The sequence below is a fragment of the Streptomyces iranensis genome (genome assembly GCF_017874715.1).
GTDB lineage: Bacteria > Actinomycetota > Actinomycetes > Streptomycetales > Streptomycetaceae > Streptomyces > Streptomyces iranensis.
Map to the genome: position 1 here is coordinate 25,900 of NZ_JAGGLR010000007.1, position 25,257 is coordinate 51,156.

Annotated in this window: 2 protein-coding genes; both read right to left on the reverse strand. The window is 72.2% G+C overall.

Annotation, left to right across the window (positions count from 1 at the left end; genetic code table 11):
• Positions 1–10: 10 nt before the first annotated feature.
• Positions 11–12,154 (reverse strand): type I polyketide synthase, encoded by a 12,144-nt coding sequence (locus tag J2Z30_RS14000; protein ID WP_209468671.1) that lies wholly within the window; start codon positions 12,152–12,154, stop codon positions 11–13.
• A 42-nt stretch (positions 12,155–12,196) separates the two neighbouring features.
• On the reverse strand, positions 12,197–25,252 hold the full coding sequence (locus J2Z30_RS14005) for a type I polyketide synthase (protein ID WP_209468672.1): 13,056 nt from the start codon (positions 25,250–25,252) through the stop codon (positions 12,197–12,199).
• Positions 25,253–25,257: the final 5 nt, after the last annotated feature.

The following is a 25,257-nucleotide window of genomic DNA, read 5'->3' on the forward strand; positions in this document are numbered from 1 at the left end:
TCACTCACGATCAAGAGGGCAGTTCCCTGTCGATGAACTCGAACAACTCGTCGTCCGACGCGGAGTCGAGGGTGTCGTCGTCCGCGGGGCGGCGGTGCTCGCCGGTGGCCTCGGCCGCTGTCTCGTCGTTGAGCCGCCACAGCAGCGCCTCCAGACGCTTCGCCAGCCGACCGCGGGCCTCGTCGTGGGCACCGAGCCCCGCCATCGCCGCCTCCAGCCGCTCCAGCTCGCCGAAGACGGGCGCCGAAGTGTCCGCCTGTGCGGGGCACAGCCGCTCGCGCAGTTCGGCGGCGATGGCCGAGGGCGTGGGATGCCTGAAGACGACGGTGGCGGGCAGCCGCAGTCCGGTGGCGGCGGCGAGCCGGTTGCGCAGTTCGACGCCGGTCAGCGAGTCGAAGCCCAGATCCTTGAACGGGGTGTCACCGGACACCGCCCCGGCGTCGACGTGGCCCAGGACCGCCGCGGCCTGGGTGCGCACCAGCGTGAGCAGGATCCGGTGCTGCTCCTCGGCGGGCACCCCCGCGAGCTGGGCGACCAGACCGGCGGCGGGCGCCCCGGTGGCGGCGGTACGACGGGTGGTCGTGCCGCTGTCGAGGAGCGTGCGCAGCAGGGCGGGCAGGGTGCCCGCGGGCTGGGCGGCCAGGGTCCGGAGGTCGAGCTGTACGGCCGCGGGCTGCGGGGCGCCGTGCCAGCATGCGGCGTCCATCAGCCCCAGTGCCTGCGCACCGGACATGGCGGCGATGCCGGAGCGGGACATCCTGGCCAGATCCGCCTCGTCCAGATGCCCGGTCATACCGCTGGCATCGGCCCACAGCCCCCAGGCCACCGAGACGGCCGGGAGGCCCATGGCCTGGCGGTGGACGGCCAGGGCGTCGCAATAGGCGTTGGCCGCCGCGTAGTTGGCCTGGGCCGGGCTGCCGAGCACGCCCGCGGCCGAGGAGAACATCACGAACATGCCGAGCCGCAGATGCGCGGTGGCGGCGTGGAGATGGGCCGCGGCCGTGGCCTTGGGCCCCCACACCCGCGCCAGACGCTCCGGGGTCTGGGAGGTGACCACCGCGTCGTCCAGCACACCCGCCGCGTGGACGACACCGGTCAGGGGGTGTGCCGGGTCGATGCCCGCGACGAGGTCGTGCACCGCGGCGCCGTCGGTGACGTCCACCGCCTCGATCCGGGCCTCTGCCCCCAGGTCGGCGAGCTGGGCCGCCAGCTCCTTGGCCCCGGGTGCGTCGGGGCCACCGCGGCTCACCAGCAGCAGATGGCGGATGTTCCAGGCGCGGACGAGATGTTCGGCCACCAGTGCGCCGAGGGTGCCGGTGCCGCCGGTGATGAGCACGGTGCCGTCCGGGTCCACCGGGGCGGGGACGTCCAGGACCAGCTTGCCGGTGTGCTTGGCCTGGCTGAGATACCGCAATGCCTCACGCGCCCGGCTCAGCGGCCACGCGTGTACGGGGGGCGGTTCGAGCGCACCGGATGCGAACAACTCGCCCAGCTCGCCCAGCATTTCGCCGATACGGTCCGGACCGGCGTGGGTGATCAGGTCGTAGGCCCGATAGGTCACCCCGGGATGCCCGGCCGCGATCAGCTCCGGGTCGCGGATGTCGGTCTTGCCCATCTCCAGCAACCGGCCGCCCTCGCGGAGGAGGCGGAGCGAGGCATCCACGAAGGGCCCGGCGAGGCTGTTGAGCACCACGTCCACGCCCCGGCCACCGGTGGCCTCCCGGAGTGCCTCTTCGAAGGCCAGGTCGCGCGACGAGGCCCGGTGGGCCGCATCGATGCCCATCTCCTCCAGGGTCCCGTGCTTCGCCGGGCTCGCCGTCGCGTAGACCTCCGCGCCCAAGTGCCGCGCCATCCGCACCGCGGCCGTTCCCACACCGCCGGTCGCGGCATGGATCAGCACCGACTCTCCGGGACGCAGCCCGGCGAGGTCCGTCAGTCCGTACCAGGCGGTCAGATAGGCCACCGGTACGGCCGCCGCCTGCCGGAAGCTCCAGCCATCCGGGATCGGCGCCAGCAACCGCGTGTCGGTGACCGCGAGCGGTCCGAACGACTGGTCGAGGACGCCCATGACGCGATCGCCCACGGACAGATGGGTCACCGCGGGGCCGATGTCCACCACGACTCCGGCGCCCTCGCCGCCGAGTCCGGTCTGGCCGGGCACCATGCCCAAACCGACCACGACATCACGGAAGTTGACACCGGCGGCGCGTACGGCGATCCGCACCTGGCCCGCGCCCAGGGGCTCCAGCACCTCGGGGCAGGGCACCGGTACGACGTTCTCCAGGGTCGCCGTGCCCGCCGTGTCCAGCCGCCATGCCTCGGGCTGCGCCACGGGGCCCACCAGCCCCGCGCCGCCGGTACCGGCGTGGACCAGACGGGGCACGAGGGCCCGACCGGCGCGAAGGGCCAGCTGGGGCTCGTCCATCTCCACGGCGCGCGCCACGGCGATGCGTACGGCGTCGGTGTGCGGATCGGCTTGGGAGTTGGGCTCATCGTCGCGGTCGAGGAGGACGAAGCGGCCGGGGTTCTCCGACTGTGCGCTGCGTACGAGGCCCCATACGGCGGCCGCGGCCAGGTCCACCCGGGCGGTGCTCTCGGGGCCGTCGGCGGCGACCGCGCCTCGCGTGACCACCACCAACCGGGCATCCGCCAACCGTGGTTCGGCCAGCCAGTCCCGTACCAGCTCCAGCGCCCGTCCGGTCGCCGACAGCGCCACGGCCGACGCCTCCTCGGCGCCCGCACCGTCGGGCCCGGTCAGGTCGGTCATATCGGCGAGAACGACGGACGGGACGGACGGTACGGGCTCGTCGTCATCGAGTGCCGCGTCGAGCGCGGCCGGATCCGGGTGGCCGCCGGCCCCCAGGACCGCCCAGCCATCGTCCCCGGCCACCGCCTCTCCGGCCCCGGCGGCGAGCGGCAGTGGAGTCCACTCGACGGTGAACAGACCGTCCGTGGCATGGCTGCCGGGGGCCACCGCCGCCCGCAGCTGATCGACGCTCGCCGGCCGCATCGCCACGGAGTCGACGGTCAGCACCGGAGCGCCGACGGCATCGGCCACGGTCAGCCGCAGTGCGCGCTCGCCCTCGGCGGTCTTCTGGTGGGGAGAGAGACGTACCCGGACCGTGGTCGCCCCGCCCGCCCACAACGTCACACCGTTCCAGGCGAATGGCAGCCAGACCCGGCCATCGTTGGGTTCGGCACCGGTCGTCTGGGTGTCATCATGCGCGTCGAACCGGTCGAACCGGTCAAGCTGGTCGATCAGCAGTGCGGGATGCAGCGCGGCGTCCAGCAGCGCCGGGTGGATGCCGAATCCGGCCTGCTCCCCGGCGGCCTCGGGCAGGACCACCTCCGCGCACACGTCGGCCCCGTCCCGCCACACGGCCCGCAGCCCCTGGAAGGACGGCCCGTAGGCATAGCCCGAGGCCGCGACCCGGTCGTAGAACCCCTCGACGCCGAGCGGTGCCGCACCGGCCGGAGGCCACGCCCCGCCCAGTCCCGGCGCCTCGTCGGAACGGTCCGAGGGCGGGCTCAGCACACCCTCCGCATGACACACCCACCCCGTGCCGGAGTCTCCCTCACCGGGGGCGGGCCGGGAGTACACCCGCACCTCGCGGCGCCCGTCCTCGGCGGCCTCGCCCACGACGATCTGCACCCGCAGCCCACCCGACGGCGGCAAGACGAGTGGCACCCGCAGCGCCAGCTCGTCCACGCCGCCACAGCCGACCTCATCGGCCGCCCGCAGCACCCACTCGGCCAGCGCCGCCCCCGGGACCAGCACCGCGTCCGCCACCACATGCTCGCCGAGCCATGTGTGCGTACGCGCCGAAATCCGGCCCGTCAGCACATGGCCACGGCCATCGGCGAGTTCCACAGCTGCACCCAGCAGCGGATGTCCGGCGGAGACCAGCCCGAGGTCGGCCGGGTCGCCGGCGCGTCCGCCATGGCCGTCGAGCCAGTAGCGCTCGCGCTGGAACGCGTAGGTGGGCAGAGGTACCACGCGGGGCGTCGGAGCGCTCGGGTACAGGGCGGTCCAGTCGACGTCGACCCCGGCGGTGAACGCCTGGGCGAGCGAGTGGAGGAGCTGCGCCCGGCCACCGTGATCGCGGCGCAGGGTGGGCACGGTGACAGCCGGGATCTCGGCTTCCTCGAAGGTCTCCTGCAAGCCGAGGGTGAGCACCGGGTGAGTGCTGGCCTCGATGAACACCCGATGCCCATCGGACAGCAGCGCCTGAACGGCATCGGTGAACCGCACCCGCTCACGGAGGTTCCGCACCCAGTAGTCCGTGTCCAGGACGGAGCCGTCGGCACGGCCACCGGTCACGGTCGAGTAGAACGCCGTGCCCGAACCGGACGTATCAAGCGGGCGGACGCCAGCCAGGAGCTCGTCCAACTCCTCGCGGATCTCATCCACTTGAGGGCCGTGGGAGGCATAGTCCACCTCGATCAGCCGTGCACGCTCCCCGGCCTCCTGGCACGCGGCCACGACAGCGGCCACCTGCTCCGGCGGACCCGAAACCACCGTGGACGAGGGGCCGTTGACGGCGGCCACACCCACTCCGGCGGCCTGATCGCCCAGCTGGGACAGCAGCTGCCCCGCCCGCTCATGACCCATCCCGAGCGACGCCATCGCCCCGCCACCGGCCAACCTCCGCAACGCCTTGCTCCGCAACGCCACGACCCTGGCGCCATCCTCCAGGGACAGCACCCCCGCGACGACAGCCGCCGCGATCTCACCCTGGCTATGACCCACCACCGCCGCAGGACGTACGCCATGTCCAGCCCACACCGCCGCCAACGACACCATCACCGCCCACAGGACAGGCTGGACCACATCCACCCGGCCCAGATCCGCCGCGTCCTCCACCCCACGCAACACATCCGCGAGCGACCAATCCACATACGGCACCAGCGCCCCCTCACACTCCGCCACCCGAGCCGCGAACACCGGCGACGCTTCCAACAGCTCCGCACCCATCCCCACCCACTGCGAACCCTGACCCGGAAAGACCAGCACCGGACCTACGTCTCCCGCCAGCGCCGCCGCACCCGACCACACCACCCCCGGATGCGACACACCCCCCGCCAACGCCCCCACGGCGGCCAACAACTCCGCACGGTCATCACCCACCACCACCGCTCGATGCTCGAACACCGATCGCGTGGTGACCAACGACCACCCCACATCGACGGGCGAGAGCTCGGACGCACCCCCCACGCGGTCAGCCAGGGCGGCGGCCTGGCCGCGCAGCGCCTCCGCGCTCCGCGCCGAGAGCACCCACGAGACCGTACCCATGTCGGAGGGGACCAGCTCCGTCTCCGGTCCGTCCTCCACAGGCACCTGCTCCAGGATCACATGGGCGTTGGTGCCGGAGGCGCCGAACGAGGACACACCGGCCCGGCGCGGCCGCTCACCGTTCGGCCACTCCGCCGCCTCGGTCAGCAGCCGCACCGCACCGCTCTCCCAGTCCACATGCGGGCTCGGCTCATCGATATGCAGCGAGGCAGGCAGCATTCCATGGCGCATGGCCTGCACCATCTTGATGACACCCGCGACACCCGCCGCCGCCTGCGTATGCCCGATGTTGGACTTGATCGAGCCCAGCAGCAGCGGCCGCTCGGCGGGGCGCTCCTGACCGTAGGTGGCCAGGAGCGCCTGCGCCTCAATGGGGTCGCCGAGTGTGGTACCCGTACCGTGCGCCTCCACCGCATCGACATCCGATGCCGACAGCCCGGCGCTCGCCAGCGCCTGCCGGATCACCCGCTGCTGCGACGGACCGTTCGGCGCCGTCAATCCATTGGACGCGCCGTCCTGGTTGACGGCGGAGCCACGGATCACCGCCAGGACGTCGTGGCCGTTACGCCGGGCGTCCGACAGCCGTTCCAGCAGCAGAACGCCCACACCCTCGCCCCAGCCGGTGCCATCGGCGGCCGCCGCGAAGGGCTTGCAGCGGCCATCAGGGGCCAGGCCGCGCTGACGGGAGAAACCGGTGAACACATCCGGAGTAGCCATCACCGTCACCCCACCGGCCAACGCCAGCGTGCACTCCCCCTGACGCAACGCCTGCGCCGCCAAATGCATCGCCACCAGCGACGACGAACACGCGGTGTCCACCGTCACCGCCGGACCCTCGAAGCCCAGCGTGTACGCCACCCGGCCCGAGACCACACTGCCCGAGCCCGCGAGCATCGCATAGCCCTCGAGCTTCACATCCACGCCGCCGCCGCTGAGCCCGGCGGCGTAGTCGTGGTACATCACGCCCGCGTAGACACCGGTCGGGCTCCCCTTCAACGACACCGGGTCGATCCCCGCCCGCTCCAGCACCTCCCACGACGCCTCCAACAGCAACCGCTGCTGTGGATCCGTCGCCAGCGCCTCCCGCGGATTGATCCCGAAGAACGCCGCATCGAACGCATCGGCGTCATGGAGGAAGGCACCCTCGTTCGCATAGCTGGTGCCCGGGTGATCGGGGTCCGGATGGAACAGTCCATCCAGGTCCCAGCCCCGGCCGGTCGGAAACTCCCCGATCACGTCCTTCCCCGAGGCGACCAGGTCCCACAGTGTTTCGGGGGAGTTCGCACCTCCCGGGAAACGGCAGGTCATGCCGATGATCGCCACGGGCTCGTCCGCGTCGGCCCTCGCGGCGAGGGGAGCACGGGTCCCGGCGGTCTCGCCGGTCAGCCGAGCGCACAGATACTCCGCAAGCACCCTAGGCGTCGGATAGTCGAACACCAACGTCGCAGGCAACCGCAACCCCGTCACCACCGACAACCGATTACGCAACTCCACCGCCGTCAACGAATCAAAACCCAACTCCTTGAACGCCGCATCAACCCGCACCTCACCCAACGAACCAAACCCCAACACCACCGCCACACCACCCCGCACCACATCCACCACCACACCCAACCGACCAGCCGCATCCAACCCCACCAACTGAGCCGCCAACCCCGAGGCCGACGGATCACCCTCGGCGGCCCGCCGCCGGGTACGGCCGGACACCAACCCCCGCAGCACCGCCGGAAGCTCCTCACCGGCCACGTCGGCCGGGTCGAAGTCCACGGCCACCATCAGCGGTTTCGCGAACCGGCATGCGGCGTCCAGCAGGGCCAGCCCGCGCTCGGACGCCAACGGCCTCATTCCGCGCAGTCGCGTCAGATCCGCCCGGCCCACATGCCCGGTCATCTCGCTGGCCCGCGCCCACAGCCCCCAGGCCAGGGAAAGCCCGGGAAGCCCGAGCGCCCGCCGATGGACCACCAGCGCGTCGACAAACGCGTTCGCCGCCGCGTATCCGGCCTGCCCCGCGTTGCCCACGACTCCGGCAGCCGAGGAGAACATCACAAACATGCGGAGCGGAAGATCCGCCGTGACGGTGTGCAGATGGGCGGCCGCCGTGGCCTTCGCCGCCCACACCCGCGCCACCTGTTCCCGCGTCTGCGAGGTGACCACCGCGTCATCCAGCAGCCCTGCCGCATGAATGACACCGGTCAGCGGATGCGCCGGGTCGATACCGGCCACCGCCTCGGCCACCGCGTCCGCGTCCGTGACATCCACAGCGTCGATCCGCACCCGCGCGCCGAGATCGCTCAGCCGCTCGGCCAACTCCGGTGCGCCGGGCGCGTCCGGACCACGTCGGCTGACCAGAACCAGATGCCTGACCTGCCACGTGCGTACGAGATGCTCGGCCACCAGACCGCCCAGCAGACCCGTACCACCGGTGATCAGCACCGTGCCGTCCGGGTCGAGCCCACCAGGGGTCAGCCCGCCGGATTCCGCCTCGTCGACGCCATCGGTGTCACGGCCGGTGTCATATGCGCGCATCAGCCGGGGCACCATCGGCCCCTCGGTGCGCAGCGCCGCCTGTGGCTCATCCGCCCGTACGACACGGACCACGGCATCCGCCACCTCACCCGCGGCCGGATCGATGGCCTGGTGGAGGTCGAGGAGGACGAATCGGTCCGGGTGCTCCGCCTGCGCACTCCGCAGCAGACCCCACAGTCCCGCGGCGGCCACATTCAGCTCTCCGCCGCCGACTCCGCCTTCAGGGTTCCCGATCGACACCGCGCCGCGTGTCACCACCACCAACCGGGTATCGGCCAGCAGTGGTTCGGCCAGCCACCTCTGCACCAACTCCAGGGCATGGCCGACGGCAGCCAAGCCATCAGCCGCCCTGGCTGCGGCTCCGGCCTCCGCCGGACCACCGTCGGTGGGCAGGAAGGTCACGGCGAACGCGGGAGGTGGCGTAGCTTCGTCGAGCGCGGCGACCAGCCCTTCGAGACCCGGATGGCACACCACTCCCCCGCCACCGAGTCCGGGCTCCTCTGCCAGGTGTAGCGCGTCCTCGCCCAGTACGACCCAGTCCATGGCGTCGGAGGCATCCGCGTCCAGCACGTCGGGCATCGGGATCCAGTCCAGCGTGAACAGCCCATCGACGCCGGGTCCGCCCACGGACCGCAGCTGACGGGGGTCGGCGGGGCGCATCGTCAGGGAGTCGACCGTGAGCACCGGGCCGCCCATGCCATCGGCCACGACCACCCGCAACGCGCGCTCACCCGCCGCACCGTCCTGATGGGGCGAGAGCCGGACCCGGACCGTGGTCGCCTCCGTGGCCCACAGGGATACGCCGTTCCAGGCGAACGGCAGCCGCATCCCCCCATCGTCGATCGCCTCGGTGTCGGCGGCGAGCAGCATGGGGTGCAGGGCGGCGTCGAGCAGTGCCGGATGGATGCCGAATCCATCCGCGTCCCCGGCCGCCTCGGGCAATGCCACCTCGGCCAGCAGGTCCGCACCGTCCCGCCACACCGCGCGTACCCCTTGGAACGACGGCCCGTACGCATAACCCGCCGCCGCGGCATGCTCGTAGAAGTCCTCGACGTCCATCGGCTTCGCGCCCTCGGGAGGCCAGACTCCCGCCAGTTCTTCGGCCGTGCTCGGCGCGGTCGGCGCGGCCGACGCGGGCGGCGCGGGCGACGGACTCAGGACGCCCTCCGCATGGGACACCCAGTCCGGATCGGCACCGGGCTCGGCATCGCGGTCGGGCCGGGAGTACACCCGCACATCGCGCCGCCCGTCCTCGGCGGCCTCGCCCACCACGATCTGCACCCGCAGCCCGCCGGAGTCCGGCAGCACCAACGGAACCTGCAGCGCGAGTTCCTCGATGCCGCCACAGCCCGCCTCATCGGCCGCCCGCAACGCCCACTCCACCAGCGCCGCACCCGGCACCAGCGACGCTCCCGCGACCACATGGTCACCGAGCCAGCCGTCGCCGCCGGTGGCCGACACTCGCCCGGTCAGCACCAGCCCGCCCTCGGCAAGGCCCACCGCCGCCCGCAACAGCGGGTGTTCCACCCGCTGCAGCCCCGCGGCACCCACATCACCGGCTCCGCCGGTGGCAGTGGCCCAATAGCGCCGGCGCTGGAAGGCATACGTGGGCAGTTCGACCGTACGAGGGGCGGGGTCACCCTGGAACGCGGCCCTCCAGTCGACATCGACCCCGGCGGTGAACGCCTGGGCGAGCGAGTGGAGGAGCTGGGCCCGGCCACCGTGATCGCGGCGCAGGGTGGGCACCGTGACGGCCGGGATCTCGGCTTCCTCGAAGGTCTCCTGCAAGCCGAGGGTGAGCACGGGGTGAGTGCTGGCCTCGATGAACACCCGATGCCCATCGGACAGCAGGGCCTGAACGGCATCGGTGAACCGCACCCGCTCACGGAGGTTGGTCACCCAGTAGGCGGCGTCCAAGTCGGTGGTGACGGCACGGCCGCCAGCCACGGTCGAGTAGAACGCCGTATCCGAACCGGACGTATCGAGCGGACGGACACCCTCCAGCGCTCGCATCAACTCATCGCGAATCTCCTCCACTTGTGGACCATGCGAGGCATAGTCCACCTCGATCAGTCGTGCACGCTCCCCCGCCTCCTGGCACGCGGCCACGACAGCCGCCACCTGCTCCGGCGGACCCGAAACCACCGTGGACGTGGGGCCGTTGACGGCGGCCACACCCACTCCGGCAGCCTGGTCTCCGAGGCCGGACAACAGCTGCCCCGCCCGCTCCTGACCCATCCCGAGCGACGCCATCGCCCCGCCACCGGCCAACCGCCGCAACGCCTTGCTCCGCAACGCCACGACCCTGGCGCCATCCTCCAGGGACAGCACCCCCGCGACGACAGCCGCCGCGATCTCACCCTGGCTATGACCCACCACCGCCGCAGGACGTACGCCATGTCCAGCCCACACCGCCGCCAACGACACCATCACCGCCCACAACACCGGCTGCACCACATCCACCCGCCCCAGATCGGCTGCGCCCTCCACCCCACGCAACACATCCGCGAGCGACCAATCCACATACGGCGCCAACGCCCCCTCACACTCCGCCACCCGCGCCGCGAACACCGGCGACACCCCAAGCAACTCCGCGCCCATCCCCACCCACTGCGAACCCTGACCCGGAAAGACCAGCACCGGGCCTACGTCTCCCGTCAACGCCGCCGCACCCGACCACACCACCCCCGGATGCGACACACCCCCCGCCAACGCCCCCACGGCGGCCAACAACTCCGCGCGGTCATCACCCACCACCACCGCCCGATGCTCAAACACCGATCGCGTGGTGGCCAACGACCACCCCACATCGACCGACGAAAGCTCGGACGCACCCCCCACCCACCCAGCCAACGCCCCAGCCTGCCCCCGCAACGCCTCCACACTCCGCCCCGACACCACCCACGGCACCACCCCACCCACCTCAGAGGACGCCGCCGACGCATCCTCCTCAGGAGCCTGCTCCACGATCACATGCGCATTGGTGCCGCTGATGCCGAAGGACGACACACCGGCCCGGCGCGGGCGCTCACCGTTCGGCCACTCCACCGGCTCGGTCAGCAGCCGTACGCCGCCGCCGTCCCACTCCACATGGGGCGTCAGCTCCTCGGCATGGAGAGTGGCCGGGAGTACGTCGTGCCGCAGCGCCATCACCATTTTGATGACACCGGCCACACCCGCCGCACCCTGCGTATGGCCGATGTTGGACTTCAACGAGCCGAGCCACAGCGGCCGGTCCTCCGGCCGGTCCCGGCCGTACGTGGCGATCAGCGCGTCGGCCTCGATCGGGTCGCCCAGCTTGGTGCCCGTGCCATGCGCCTCCACCGCGTCCACCTCGGACGGGGCCAGCCGGGCGCTGGCGAGGGCCTGGCGGATCACCCGCTGCTGGGAGGGGCCGTTCGGCGCGGTGAAGCCATTGCTGGCACCGTCCTGGTTGATGGCCGAACCACGGATGACCGCCAGTACCCGATGACCGTTTCGCCGGGCGTCGGACAGCCGTTCCAGCAGCACCAGGCCGACGCCTTCGCCCCATCCCGTTCCGTCGGCGTTCACCGAGAACGCCTTGCACCGTCCGTCCGGGGAGAGCCCGCGCTGCCTGGAGAAGCCGGTGAACACCTCGGGGGTGGTCATCACCGTCACCCCGCCCGCCAGGGCCAGGGCGCACTCCTCCTGCCGCAGCGCCTGGCAGGCGAGATGGATCGCGACCAGCGACGACGAACACGCCGTCTCCACCGTGACGGCCGGTCCCTCCAGGCCGAGGGTGTAGGACACCCGGCCCGAGAGCAGGCTCGGTGCGTTGCCCGCGTATCCCTCCGATCCCTTCTGCGGAAGGTCACCCGATGTGGTGCCGCCGGTGGTGGCCGTACCGGCGTAGACGCCCGTCCGGGACCCCTTGAGGGACACCGGGTCGATTCCGGCCCGTTCGCATGCCTCCCAGGCGGTTTCCAGCAACAGTCGCTGCTGGGGGCTGGTGGCGAGCGCCTCGCGCGGGCTGATGCCGAAGAACTGCGGGTCGAATCGGTCGGCGTCGTAGAGGAATCCGCCCCGGCGGACATATGTGGTGCCGGGGTGGTCCGGGTCCGGGTGATAGAGGCTGTCGAGGTCCCAGCCGCGGTCGGTCGGGAAATCCCCGATGGCGTCCACGCCGTCCGCGACCAGCCGCCACAGGTCCTCGGGTGTGTTCACCCCGCCCGGGAACCGGCAGGCGACGCTCACGACCGCGATCGGCTCCTGGTGTCGCTCCTCCACCTCACGCAAACGCAGGCGCGTATCGTGCAGATCCGCGGAAACGCGCTTGAGATACTCGACCAGCTTCTCTTCATTCACGTTCACCATGAGGTTTCACCCGGCCCTCGGCGGTCGTCGCGCCCGGCACATTCAGGACACGCCCAGTTCGTTGTCGATGAAGTCGAGAACCTGGGCCGCGGACGCGGACTCCAGCCTCTCCGCGGCGGTCATCTCTTCCTCCGCCGACTTTCGTGTCGCCTTCCACTTCGCCAGCAGGCTTTCGAGCCGTGCCGTGACCGCCCCCGAGTCGTCGTCTTCCATCTCGAGGCCGATCAGGGTGGCTTCGAGCCTGGCCAGTTCGTTGAGGACCGGATCGGCGCCTCCCCGGCCCGGTGTGGCGCCGACCGCCGGGGCGATGCGCTCCAGCAGGTAGCCGGCCAGTACGGCGGCGTCCGGATAGTCGAAGACGAGGGCGGCGGGCAGGCGCAGACCGGTGGCGGCGGCGAGCCGGTTGCGCAGTTCTACGGCGGTCAGCGAGTCGAAGCCCAGCTCCTTGAAGTTGGTGTCCGCCTGCACCGCTTCGGCGTCCGCGTGTCCGAGCACGGTGGCCACATGGCCACGGACCAACTGGAGGACGGCGCGGTGCTGTTCCGCGGCGGACAGGCCCACCAGCCGGTCGGCCCAGTCGTCCGGCCGTGCGTCGGCCGCCGCCGTACGTCGTGCCGCCGCGCCACCGGCACCCGCACCGGCACCGGAGGCGGCGAGGGCGCGGAGCGTGGCCGGGAGGCTGTCGGCGGGCTGGGCGGCGAGGACACGGGTGTTCATATCCGCCGCGATCAGCTGGTGGCCGCCGTGCTCGGACGCCGCGTCGAGCAGCCGGAGGGCGTGGTCCGCGGCCATCGCGGTGACACCCGAGCGGGACATCCGGGCCAGGTCCGCGTCGGCGAGGCCGCCGGTCATCTCGCTGGCTTCGGCCCACAGGCCCCACGCCACCGAGACCGTTGGCAGGCCCAGCGCCCGGCGGTGGGCCGCCAGCGCGTCGCAAAACGCGTTGGCCGCCGCATAGTTGGCCTGTCCCGGGCTGCCCATGACCCCGGCCGCCGACGAGAACAGCAAGAACGCGCCCAGGCGCAGATGTGCCGTCGCGGTGTGCAGATGCGCCGCGGCGGTGGCCTTCGCCGCCCAGACCCGCGCCAGCCGCTCGGGAGTCTGCGCGGTGACGACGGCGTCGTCCAGCACACCCGCGGCATGGATGACCGCGGTCAGCGGATGCCCGGGATCGACCCCCGCCACCAGATCGGCCACGGCTGTCGCGTCGGTGACGTCGGCCGCGACGATGTGTACTCGCGCGCCCAGGGCGGTCAGCCGGGCGGCGAGATCCTGGGTGCCCGGCGCGTCCTGGCCCCGGCGGCTCACCAGCAGCAGATGCCCGATCCGCCAGACCCGTACGAGGTGTTCGGCGACCAGCGCGCCCAGCGTGCCGGTGCCACCGGTGATGAGGACGGTGCCATCCGGGTCGACCGGGGCGGGGACGTCCAGGACCAGCTTGCCGGTGTGCTTGGCCTGGCTGAGATGGCGCAACGCCTCACGTGTCCGGCTCAGCGGCCAGGTCCGCACCGGCAGCGGCGGCAGGGCTGCGGTGTATCCGCGCGCTCCGGCGACTTCGGCGGCACCGGTAGGTCCGGTGGCCCCGGCAGCTCCGGCGGCACCGGTGGCCCCGGCAGCCCCGGCGGCCCTGGTAACTCCGGTAACTCCGGCAGCCCCGGTAACTCTGGTGACCTCGGCAGCTCCGGTGGCCCCGGTAGCTCCGATGGCCCCGGTAGCTCCGGTGGCCCCGGCGGCACCGGTGACCTCGGTGGCTCCGGCAGCCCCGGCAGCCCGGGTAACTCCGGCGGCACCGGTGACCTCGGTGGCTCCGGCAGCCCCGGCAGCCCGGGTAACTCCGGCGGCTCCGGTGACCTCGGTGGCACCGGTGGCCCCGGCAGCACCGGCGGCTCCGGCAGTTCCGGCGACACCGGCAGCACCGGCAGCCCCGGCAGCTCCGGTGGCACCGGTGGCACCGGTGGCACCGGTGGCACCCGCAGCACCGGCGGCACTGGCAGCACCGGTGGCCCCGGCCGCTCCGGTAAGTCCGGCGGCACCGGCAGCTCCGGCAGCCCCGGTAACTCCGGCGGCACCGGCAACTCCGGCAGCACCGGCAGCTCCCGCAGCTCCGGCGGCACCGGCGGCTCCGGCAGCTCCCGCAGCACCGGCGGCACCGGCGGCCTCGGCAGCTCCCGCGGCTCCCGCGGCTCCCGCGACTCCGGTGGCCCCAGGGGCTCCGGCGGCCCCGGCAGCTCCGGCGGCCCCGGTAGCTCCGGTAGCTCCGGCGGCTCCGGTAGCTCCGGCGGCTCCGGTGGCCCCGGTAACTCCGGTGGCCCCGGCGGCACCGGCGACCTCGGTGGTTCCGGCAGCCCCGGCGGCACCGGCAGCTCCCGCAGCTCCGGTGACCCCGGTAGCTCCGGTGACCCCGGCGGTGAACAGCTCAGCCAGTTCGCCCAGCATCCGGCCGATGCGTTCCGGTCCGGCGTCGGTGATCAGGTCGTAGATCTGGTACGCCACTCCCGGGTGCTCCTCCGCGACGCGCTCTGGATCACGGAGGTCGGTCTTGCCCATCTCCATCAGCCGACCGCCCTCGTCCAGCAGCCGCAGGGAGGCGTCCACGAACGGCCCGGCGAGGCTGTTGAGCACCACATCGACGCCACGTCCGCCGGTGGCCTCGCGGAACACCTCCTCGAAATCCAGATCGCGCGACGAGGCCCGATGCGCCGCATCGATGCCCATCTCCTCCAGCACACCGTGCTTGCCGGGGCTCGCCGTCGCGTAGACCTCCGCCCCCAGGTGGCGGGCGATCCGTACGGCCGCCATGCCCACACCGCCGGTCGCGGCATGGATCAGGACCGACTCCCCGGCCCGGAGCCCGGCCAGCTCCACGAGCCCGTACCAGGCGGTGAGATACGCCACCGGCACCGAGGCCGCCTGCGGATAGGTCCACCCGGCGGGAATGGGCGCCACCATGCGGGCGTCGGTCACCGCCGTCGGGCCGAACGCGCGGTCGAAGACCCCCATGACCCGGTCGCCCACGGCGAGCCCGGTCACCTCGGAGCCGTGGCCCAGTACCACCCCGGCGCCCTCGCCACCGAGCCCCGTCTGGCCCGGGACCATGCCCAAACTGATGAGTGCGTCGCGGAAGTTGATACCGGCCGCGTGCACCGCCACCCGCACCTGGCGTGGTCCGAGGGGCTCGAGCACCTCCGGGCACGGCACCGGCTTCACGTTCTCCACCGTGGCCGCGCCGGTCAGTTCCAGCCGCCATGCGGGCTGCCCCACCAGTGCGGCCACGCCGCCGCTGCTCACGCCACCGGCACGCATCAGCCGGGGCACCCGAAGCCGCCCCGCCCGCGGTGCGACCTGCGGCTCGTCCAGGTGCGCCGCCCACGCCACCGCGCTGCGCACGTCCTCCGCGAGCGGCTCGGCGTCCGGGTCGAGATCGATCAGAAGGAACCGCCCCGGGTTCTCCGCCTGCGCACTGCGCACCAGCCCGCATACGGCGGCCCCGGCCATGTCCACGCCGCCGTCTCCGGGGGCCTCCGCCTCGGGTGCGTCGATCACGACGGCCCCCCGCGTGACCACCACCAGCCGGGCGTCGGCCAGCCGAGGTTCGGCCAGCCAGCCCCGCACCAGCTCCAGCGCCCACTTAGAGGCCGCCAAACCATCGGCCGCCAAGCCCGCATCCAAGTGCCTCTCGGACGTGTCACCGAGGGCGGGCAGATACGCGATGACCACCGAGGGAACGGGGCCGTCACCGTCGAGCGCGGACACCAACGCCTCCAGATGCCGATGGCGTACCGCGCCCGGCACGGTCGGCCCGCACTCGTCCGGCCCCAGAACCACCCAACCGCCGCCGTCCGCCGGATCCGGCTCCCGGCCTTCCGTATCGGTGTCCTGCGCGGGAACGGGCAGGGGCGTCCACTCCAAGGTGAACAGCCCGTCCATCTGCGGCCCACCGGAGGCCTGCAGCTGGTCGACGGCGGCCGGTCGCATCACCAGCGAGTCGACGGTCAGCACCGGCCCGCCCACGGCGTCGGCCACCTCGACCCGCAGCCCGCGCTCGCCCTCGGCGCCACCCGCCTCCTGCCGCTGGGGCGAGAGCCGCACCCGTACGGTCGTGGCACCGCCCGCCCACAGCGATACGCCGTTCCAGACGAACGGCAGCCACACCCGGCCGTCGTCGTGGTCCTCCTCGGGCCGGTCCAGGAGGAACGCCGGATGCAGCGCGGCATCCAGCAGCGCCGGGTGGATCCCGAACCCCTCCGGGTCCCCAGCGGCCTCGGGCAGCGCCACTTCGGCGAGCAGATCGGCACCGTCCCGCCATACCGCCCGCAGTCCACGGAACGACGGCCCGTACGCGTACCCGGACGCCTCGGCGCGCTCGTAGAACCCGTCCAGCCGTACGGGCTCCGCGCCCACCGGAGGCCACGCCGGACCCGGCTCGTCCACCGGGCCCCGCGCGGGGCTCTGCGGGGACGGCGGGCCCAGGATGCCCTCGGCGTGGCATACCCAGCCCGGGTCGGCGCCGGGCTCCACATCGCGGTCGGGCCGGGAGTACACCCGCACATCGCGCCGCCCGTCCTCGGTGGCCACGCCGACCACCACCTGAACGCGCAGCCCACCGGACGCGGGCAGGACGAGCGGGACCTGGAGCGCCAGCTCCTCCACCCCGCCGCAGCCCGCCTCGTCGGCGGCCCGTAGTGCCCACTCCACCAGCGCCGCGCCCGGCGCCAGCACGGTACCCGCCATCACATGCTCGGCCAGCCAGCCCCCGCCGCCCCCGGCCATGACCCGGCCGGTCAGCACCAGCCCGCCACCGGCGAGCCCGACGGCCGCCGGCAGGTGCGCGTGCTCGACGCGCTGTAGCCCGGCGGCCCCCACGTCCCCGACGCCACCGACGCCACCGCCCGCCGCCAGCCAGTAGCGTTCGCGCTGGAAGGCGTACGTCGGCAGATCGACCGTCCGGAGCGCCGGATCGGCCGGGAACCAGTGGGCCCAGTCGACGTCCGTACCATGGGTGTGCAGTTGGGCGAGGGCGTGACCGAGCGCGTGGGCATCGGGGCGCTTACGGCTCAGGGTGGCCGCCACCAGCGGGCTCGGCCGCCCGGCCACGCCTTCGCCTTCGCCCTCATCAGGGTCGGCCGTCGCCTCGTCGGCGGCGAGGTGCTGAAGGGTGTGCTGGGTCGCGGTGGCCAGGACGGGGTCGGGGCCGAGCTCGAGGAAGACGCCGGTTTCGGGCGCGATATGGGTGACGGCGGAATGGAATCGCACGGGTTGGCGGATGTGCCGCACCCAGTAGCCGGGCGTGGCCATCTCCTCGTCGGCCGGCTCACCGGTGAGGTTGCTGAGCACCGGAAGGGTGGGCCGATGGAAGGTCAGGCCGTCGATGGCCTGCGCGAACGGCTCCAGGATGGGGTCCATCAGCGGGGAGTGGAAGGCGTGGCTGACCGTCAGCGCCCTGGTCTTGCGGCCCCTTGCCGCCCAGATGGCGCGGATGTCGGCGACCAGCTCGATCGGACCGGAGACCACGGTGTTGCCGGGAGTGTTCAGGGCGGCGATGCCCATCTGGCCGTCGTATGCCGCCAGATCCTCGGCGAGTTCCTCGGCGGTGGCGGCGATGGTGGCCATGCCTCCGCCGCTGGGGAGTTGGCCCATGAGGGTGGCGCGGGCGGCCACGAGTCGGCAGGCGTCGGGGAGGTCGAAGACCCCGGCGACATGGGCGGCGGTGATCTCTCCGATGGAGTGACCGATGACAGCGTCGGGTCGTACGCCGACCGAGTCGAGCAGCCGCGCCAGGGCGATGTGCAACGCGAACAGCCCCGCCTGAGCGTAGGTGGTGTGGTCCAGCAGCCCAGGCCGCTCGGCCACACCGTGGAAGACCACATCGCGGAGGGGATGTTCCAGGTGGGGATCGAGCAGCCCGCAGACTTCGTCGAACGCGTCGGCGAACACCGGGAACCGGTCGTACAGCCCGGCCCCCATCCCCTGGCGCTGGCTGCCCTGCCCGCTGAAGAGCCACACCGTCTTGCCCGCCGCCGCCGCTCCACTGCCGGGGAGCACCACACCCGGATGGGGCTCACCGGTGGCCAGCGCCTCCACGGCGACCAGCAGCTCGGCGCGGTCATCGGCCAACGCCACCGCTCGGTGCTCGAAGAGCGACCGGGTGGTCGCGAGCGACCAGCCCACCTCGACCGCCGACATCTCCGGGTGCCCGGCCACCCGTTCGGCCAGCGCGGCGGCCTGGCCACGCAGCGCCTCCGTGCTCCGCGCGGACAGCAGCCATGGAACGGTCCGCAGGCGGTCGGGGGAGGCCACGGGCTCGGTCATGACGCGCTCGACCGGCTCGGGGGCCTGCTCAAGAAGGAGATGGGCGTTGGTGCCGGAGGCGCCGAACGAGGACACACCGGCCCGGCGCGGCCGCTCACCGTTCGGCCACTCCACCGGCTCGGACAGCAGCCGCACCGCACCGCTCTCCCAGTCCACATGGGGAGTGGGTTCGTCAATGTGCAGGGAGGCGGGCATCATTCCGTGCCGGATCGCCTGCACCATCTTGATGACACCCGCGACACCGGCCGCCGCCTGCGTATGCCCGATGTTGGACTTGATCGAGCCCAGCAGCAGCGGCCGCTCGGCGGGCCGCTCCTGACCGTAGGTGGCCAGGAGTGCCTGCGCCTCGATCGGATCGCCCAGCGTCGTACCCGTACCGTGCGCCTCCACCGCATCGACGTCGGACGGCGACAGCCCGGCGCTCGCCAGCGCCTGCCGGATCACCCGCTGCTGTGAGGGGCCGTTCGGCGCCGTCAATCCATTGGACGCGCCGTCCTGGTTGACGGCGGAGCCACGGATCACGGCCAGGACGTCGTGGCCGTTGCGGCGGGCGTCCGACAGCCGTTCCAGCAGCAGAACGCCCACGCCTTCGCTCCAGCCGGTGCCATCGGCCGCAGCGGCGAAGGGCTTGCAGCGGCCATCGGGGGCCAGGCCGCGCTGACGGGAGAAACCGGTGAACACATCCGGAGTGGCCATCACCGTGACGCCACCGGCCAGGGCCAGGGTGCACTCCCCCTGACGCAGGGCCTGCGCCGCCAAATGCATCGCCACCAGCGACGACGAACACGCGGTGTCCACCGTCATCGCCGGACCCTCAAAGCCCAGCGTGTACGCCACCCGGCCCGAGACCACACTGCCCGAACTGGCCAGCATGGCGTAGCCCTCCAGCCGCGCGTCGCCGCCGCTGAGCCCGGCGGCGTAGTCGTGGTACATCACGCCCGCGTAGACACCGGTCGGGCTCCCCTTCAACGACACCGGGTCGATCCCCGCCCGCTCCAGCACCTCCCACGACGCCTCCAACAGCAACCGCTGCTGCGGATCCGTCGCCAGCGCCTCCCGCGGATTGATCCCGAAGAACGCCGCATCGAACGCATCGGCGTCATACAGGAACCCGCCTTTGCGCGCGTACGAGGTGCCGGGGTGGTCGGGGTCGGGGTGGAAGAGCCCGTCCAGGTCCCAGCCCCGGCCGGTCGGAAACTCGCCGATGGCGTCACGGCCCGAGGCGACCAGATCCCAGAGCTCCTCCGGGGAACCGACCCCGCCCGGGAAGCGGCAGGTCATCGCGACGATGGCGATCGGCTCGTCCGTATCGGCCCTCGCGGCGAGGGGAGCACGGCTCCCGGCGGTCTCGCCGGCCAGCCGAGCGCACAGATACTCCGCAAGCACCCTCGGCGTCGGATAGTCGAACACCAACGTCGCAGGCAACCGCAACCCCGTCACCACCGACAACCGATTACGCAACTCCACCGCCGTCAACGAATCAAAACCCAACTCCTTGAACGCCGCATCAACCCGCACCTCACCCAACGAACCAAACCCCAACACCACCGCCACACCACCCCGCACCACATCCACCACCACACCCAACCGACCAGCCGCATCCAACCCCACCAACTGAGCCGCCAACCCCGAAGTCCCCATCTCACCGGCCGCCATCCGGCGCGCGGTCCGGCCGGACACCAACCCCCGCAGCACCGCCGGAAGGTCCTGACGAGCCACCCCGGCCGTGTCGACGGCGGCGGCGACAAAGAGGGGGCTGCCCTGCGCACAGGCGGCATCGAGCAGGCTCAGCGCCTTCTCGCTGGACATCGCGGTGATGCCCGAGCGGGACATCCGGGCCCGGTCCGTCGCGGCGAGCTTTCCGGTCAGCTCGCTTGACCGGGCCCATAGGCCCCAGGCCACCGACAACCCTGGGAGGCCATGGGCCTGTCGGTGGGCGGCGAGGGCGTCACAAAAGGCGTTCGCCGCCGCGTAGTTGGCCTGACCCGGGCTGCCCAGGACACCGGCGGCCGACGAGAACATCGCGAACAGGGACAGCGGAAGATCGGCAGTGGCGGTATGCAGATGTGCCGCACCCATTGCCTTCGCCGCCCACACCCTGGCAAGCCGTTCGGGCGTCTGGGAGGTCACCACCGCGTCGTCGAGCAGCCCCGTGGCATGGATGACACCGGTCAGCGGATGGTCGGCGTCGATCCCCGCCACGAGCTCGGCCACCGCCGACGCGTCCGTGACGTCCACGGCGGCGATCCGCACCCGCGCGCCCAACTCCTCCAGACGCGCTCCCAGTTCGCCGGCTCCCGGGGCGTCCGGCCCGCGGCGGCTCACCAGGAGCAGATGGCCGACCTGCCAGGAGCGCACCAGATGTTCGGCCACCAGACCGCCGAGGGTGCCGGTGCCGCCCGTCACCAGCACGGTGCCGTCGGGATCGAGCGCCACGGGGGCGTCCCGCCCCTCCGGACCGCTGTCGGCGGAGGCACGAATCAGCCGTGGCACCCACGCCTGCCCATCCCGCAAGGCCAACTGCCATTCGTCCAGGTCCACCGCTCGCGCGACGGTGTCCCGTACGTTGTCCGCGCTCGCATCGGCCGCCGGGCCGAGGCCAAGGTCGAGGTCGAGGTCGAGGTCGAGGTCGAGCAGCAGGAATCGCCCCGGGTTCTCCGCCTGAGCGCTCCGCAGAAGCCCCCAGAGCGCGGCGGCGGCCACATCCATACCACCCTCGGCGTCGGTGACGGTGACCGCGCCACGCGTCACCACGACCAACCGGGAATCGGCAAGCCGTGGCTCGGCAAGCCACTTCTGCACCAGCGCCAGAGCCCGTTGCGCCATCGCCAGACCAGCAGTCGCCAGATCAGCAGTCGCCAGGTCGGCCACGACATCGGCATCGGCGTCCGGGCGCGGGATCTCGGCGAGCACCACGGCCGGGACCGGCTCCCCGTCATCGAGCCTCGCGAGCAACGCCTCCAGAGCCGGGTCAGCACCTCCGGCCGCCAGCACCACCCAGCTGTCGCGATCGGCCACCGGCCCGCCGGTCCCCGTCGGCTGCGGCAGTGGGGTCCAGTCCAGGACGAACAGACCGTCCACACCACGCGTTGCCCCAGCCCTCAACCGCTCTACGGCAGCCTGTCGCGTCACCAGGGAGTCGACCGTCAGAACGGGGTCGCCCACGGCATCGGCCACCACCAGCCGCAGCCCGCGCTCGCCCTCGGCACCGTCCCGATGCGGGGACAGCCGAACGCGTACGGTGCTGGCTCCGGCGGCCCACAGCGACACCCCGTTCCAGGCGAACGGCAACCACACCTGGCCGCCGTCCTGCTCCTGGTCAGGCCCGGTGTCGAGCAGGAGGGCCGGGTGCAGGGCCGCGTCGAGCAGCGCCGGGTGGATACCGAACCCGTCCGCGTCGCCCGCCACCTCGGGCAGCGCCACCTCGGCCAGCAGGTCCGCACCGTCCCGCCACACCGCGCGCAACCCCTGGAACGACGGCCCGTACGCATAACCCGTCGCCGCGGAGCGCTCGTAGAACCCCTCCAGATCAACCGGTTGCGCACCCGCCGGAGGCCATGTGCCGCCCAGCCCCTCGGCCGACGGGCCCCCGCCTTCCGGCGCCGGGCTCAGCACCCCCTCGGCATGGCACACCCAGCCCACGTCGGCACCCGGGTCGGCCTCGCCATCCGGACGGGAGTAGATCCGCACATCGCGCCGCCCGTCCTCCGCCCCGGCGCCCACCACCACCTGGACACGCAGCCCGCCCGACTCGGGCAGCACCAACGGGACCTGCAGCGCCAGTTCCTCGACCCCACCACAGCCGACCTCGTCGGCCGCTCGCAACGCCCACTCCACCATGGCCGCGCCCGGGGCCAGGACAGCGTCCGCCACGATGTGCTCGCCGAGCCAGCCATCACCGCCACCGGCCGCAATGCGCCCGGTGAGCAGATGAGTGCTTCCATCGGCCAGCTCCACGGCGGCGCCCAGCAACGGATGGCCCGCGGCGACCAGACCGAGACCGCTGGGGTCACCGGTCGCACCCGAGGCGTTCATCCAGTAACGCTGGTGCTGGAAGGCGTACGTGGGCAGATCGACCGTACGAGGGGTGGGTTCGGCCGGGAACGCCGCCCTCCAATCCACCTCGACCCCGGCGATGAACGCCTGACCGAGGGAGTCAAGGAGCTGAGCCTGACCACCGTGATCGCGACGCAGGGTCGGTACGGCGACCGCGTCCACACCCGCCTGCTCGAACGTCTCCTGCATCCCGATGGTCAGCACAGGGTGGGTACTGGCCTCGATAAACACCCGATGCCCATCCGCCAACAACGCCTCGACGGCATCGGCGAACCGCACCCGCTCCCGCAGATTCCGCACCCAATAGTCCGCATCCAGAACGGACGCATCGACCCGGCCGCCCGTCACCGTCGAATAGAACGCCACCTCACCCACGCCACCGGCGGCGGGGTGGACACCGGCCAGGATTTCGTTCAACTCCTCGCGGATCTTATCCACCTGAGGGCCGTGCGAGGCATAGTCCACCTCGATCAGCCGCGCCCGCTCCCCGGCCTCCTGGCACGCGGCCACGACAGCGGCCACCTGCCCCGGCGGACCCGAAACCACCATCGAGGACGGTCCGTTGGATGCCGCCACACCTACACCAGCAGCCTGATCGCCCAGCTCGGACAGCAGATGCCCCGCCCGCTCCTGACCCACCCCGAGCGAAGCCATCGCCCCACCACCGGCCAACCGCCGCAACGCCTTGCTCCGCAACGCCACGACCCTGGCACCATCCTCCAGAGACAGCACCCCCGCGACAACAGCCGCCGCGATCTCACCCTGACTATGACCCACCACCGCCACAGGACGTACGCCATGTCCAGCCCACACCGCCGCCAACGACACCATCACCGCCCACAGGACAGGCTGAACCACATCCACCCGGCCCAGATCCGCCGCGTCCTCCACCCCACGCAACACGTCCGCGAGCGACCAGTCCACATACGGCGCCAGCGCCCCCTCACACTCCGCCACCCGAGCCGCGAACACCGGCGACGCTTCCAACAGCTCCGCGCCCATCCCCACCCACTGCGAACCCTGACCCGGAAACACCAACACCGGGCCTACGTCTCCCGTCAACGCCGCCGCACCCGACCACACCACCCCCGGATGCGACACACCCCCCGCCAACGCCCCCACGGCGGCCAACAACTCCGCGCGGTCATCACCCACCACCACCGCCCGATGCTCAAACACCGACCGCGCCGCAACCAACGACCACCCCACATCAACCGACGAAAGCTCGGACGCACCCCCCACCCACCCAGCCAACGCCCCAGCCTGCCCCCGCAACGCCTCCACACTCCGCCCCGACACCACCCACGGCACCACCCCACCCACCTCAGAGGACGCCGCCGACGCATCCTCCTCAGGAGCCTGCTCCACGATCACATGCGCATTGGTACCGCTGATCCCGAACGCCGACACACCGGCCCGGCGTGGCCGCTCGTTCCTCGGCCACTCCACCGGGTCCGTGAGCAGCCGCACCGTCCCGCCGGACCAGTCCGCATGCGGGGTCGGCTCGTCGACGTGCAGTGTGGCGGGCAGCAGTTGATGGCGGAGGGCCATCACCATCTTGATCACACCGGCCACACCCGCCGCGCCCTGCGTATGGCCGATGTTGGACTTCAGCGAGCCGAGCCACAGCGGCCGGTCCTCCGGCCGGTCCCGGCCGTACGCGGCGAGCAGCGCCTCAGCCTCGATCGGGTCGCCGAGCGTGGTGCCCGTGCCATGGGCCTCCACCGCGTCCACCTCGGCGGACGACAACTGTGCGTTGATCAGCGCCTGGCGGATCACCCGCTGCTGCGAGGGGCCGTTCGGCGCGGTGAGCCCGTTCGACGCGCCGTCCTGGTTGATGGCCGAGCCCCGGAGCACCGCCAGCACTTGGTGGCCGTTGCGCCGCGCGTCTGACAGCCGCTCCAGCAGCAGGAGCCCCACGCCCTCCGAGAAGCCCGTGCCGTCCGCGGCGGCCGCGAAGGGCTTGCAGCGGCCGTCGGGGGCGAGACCGCGCTGGCGGGAGAACTCCACGAAGGTGTTCGGGGTGGTCATGACGGTTACGCCACCGGCCAGGGCCAGGGTGCACTCGCCCTGCCGCAGCGCCTGGCAGGCCAGATGCATCGCCACCAGCGACGACGAACACGCCGTATCCACCGTCACCGCGGGCCCCTCCAGGCCGAGGGTGAAGGCCACCCGACCCGAGACGACGCTCAGGGTGTTTCCGGTGAGCAGATATCCCTCCGCGCTCTTTTCGATCTGCGGGGTGCCGAAGCCGAGGATTCCGGCGCCCGCGTAGACCCCGGTGGGGGTGCCCTTCAGCGAGGTGGGGTCGATTCCGGCGCGTTCGAACAATTCCCAGGAGACTTCGAGCAGTTGGCGCTGCTGGGGTTCGGCCGCCAGGGCCTCGCGGGGGCTGATGCCGAAGAAGGTGGCGTCGAAGCCGTCGGCCCGGTCGAGGAATCCGCCGTGGCGGACATAGCTGGTGCCGGAGTGGTCGGGGTCCGGGTGGAACAGCCCGTTCAGGTCCCAGCCGCGGTCGGTCGGAAACTCGCCGATCGCGTCGCCGCGCGAGGCGACCAGCCGCCACAGGTCTTCGGGCGAGGTGATTCCGCCGGGAAACCGGCAGGCCATGCTGACGATGGCCACCGGCTCCTGGGAACGCTCCTCCAGCTCACGAAGCCGCCGACGCGTCTGCCCCAGATCGGACGTGACCTTCTTGAGGTACTGGCGGAGCTTCTCTTCGGTACCCGACATCAGTT

Coding starts and splice junctions, on each gene's coding strand:
- J2Z30_RS14000 (WP_209468671.1), bottom strand. CDS start 12,154: ATGGTGAACGTGAATGAAGAGAAGCTGGTCGAGTATCTCAAGCGCGTT.
- J2Z30_RS14005 (WP_209468672.1), bottom strand. CDS start 25,252: ATGTCGGGTACCGAAGAGAAGCTCCGCCAGTACCTCAAGAAGGTCACG.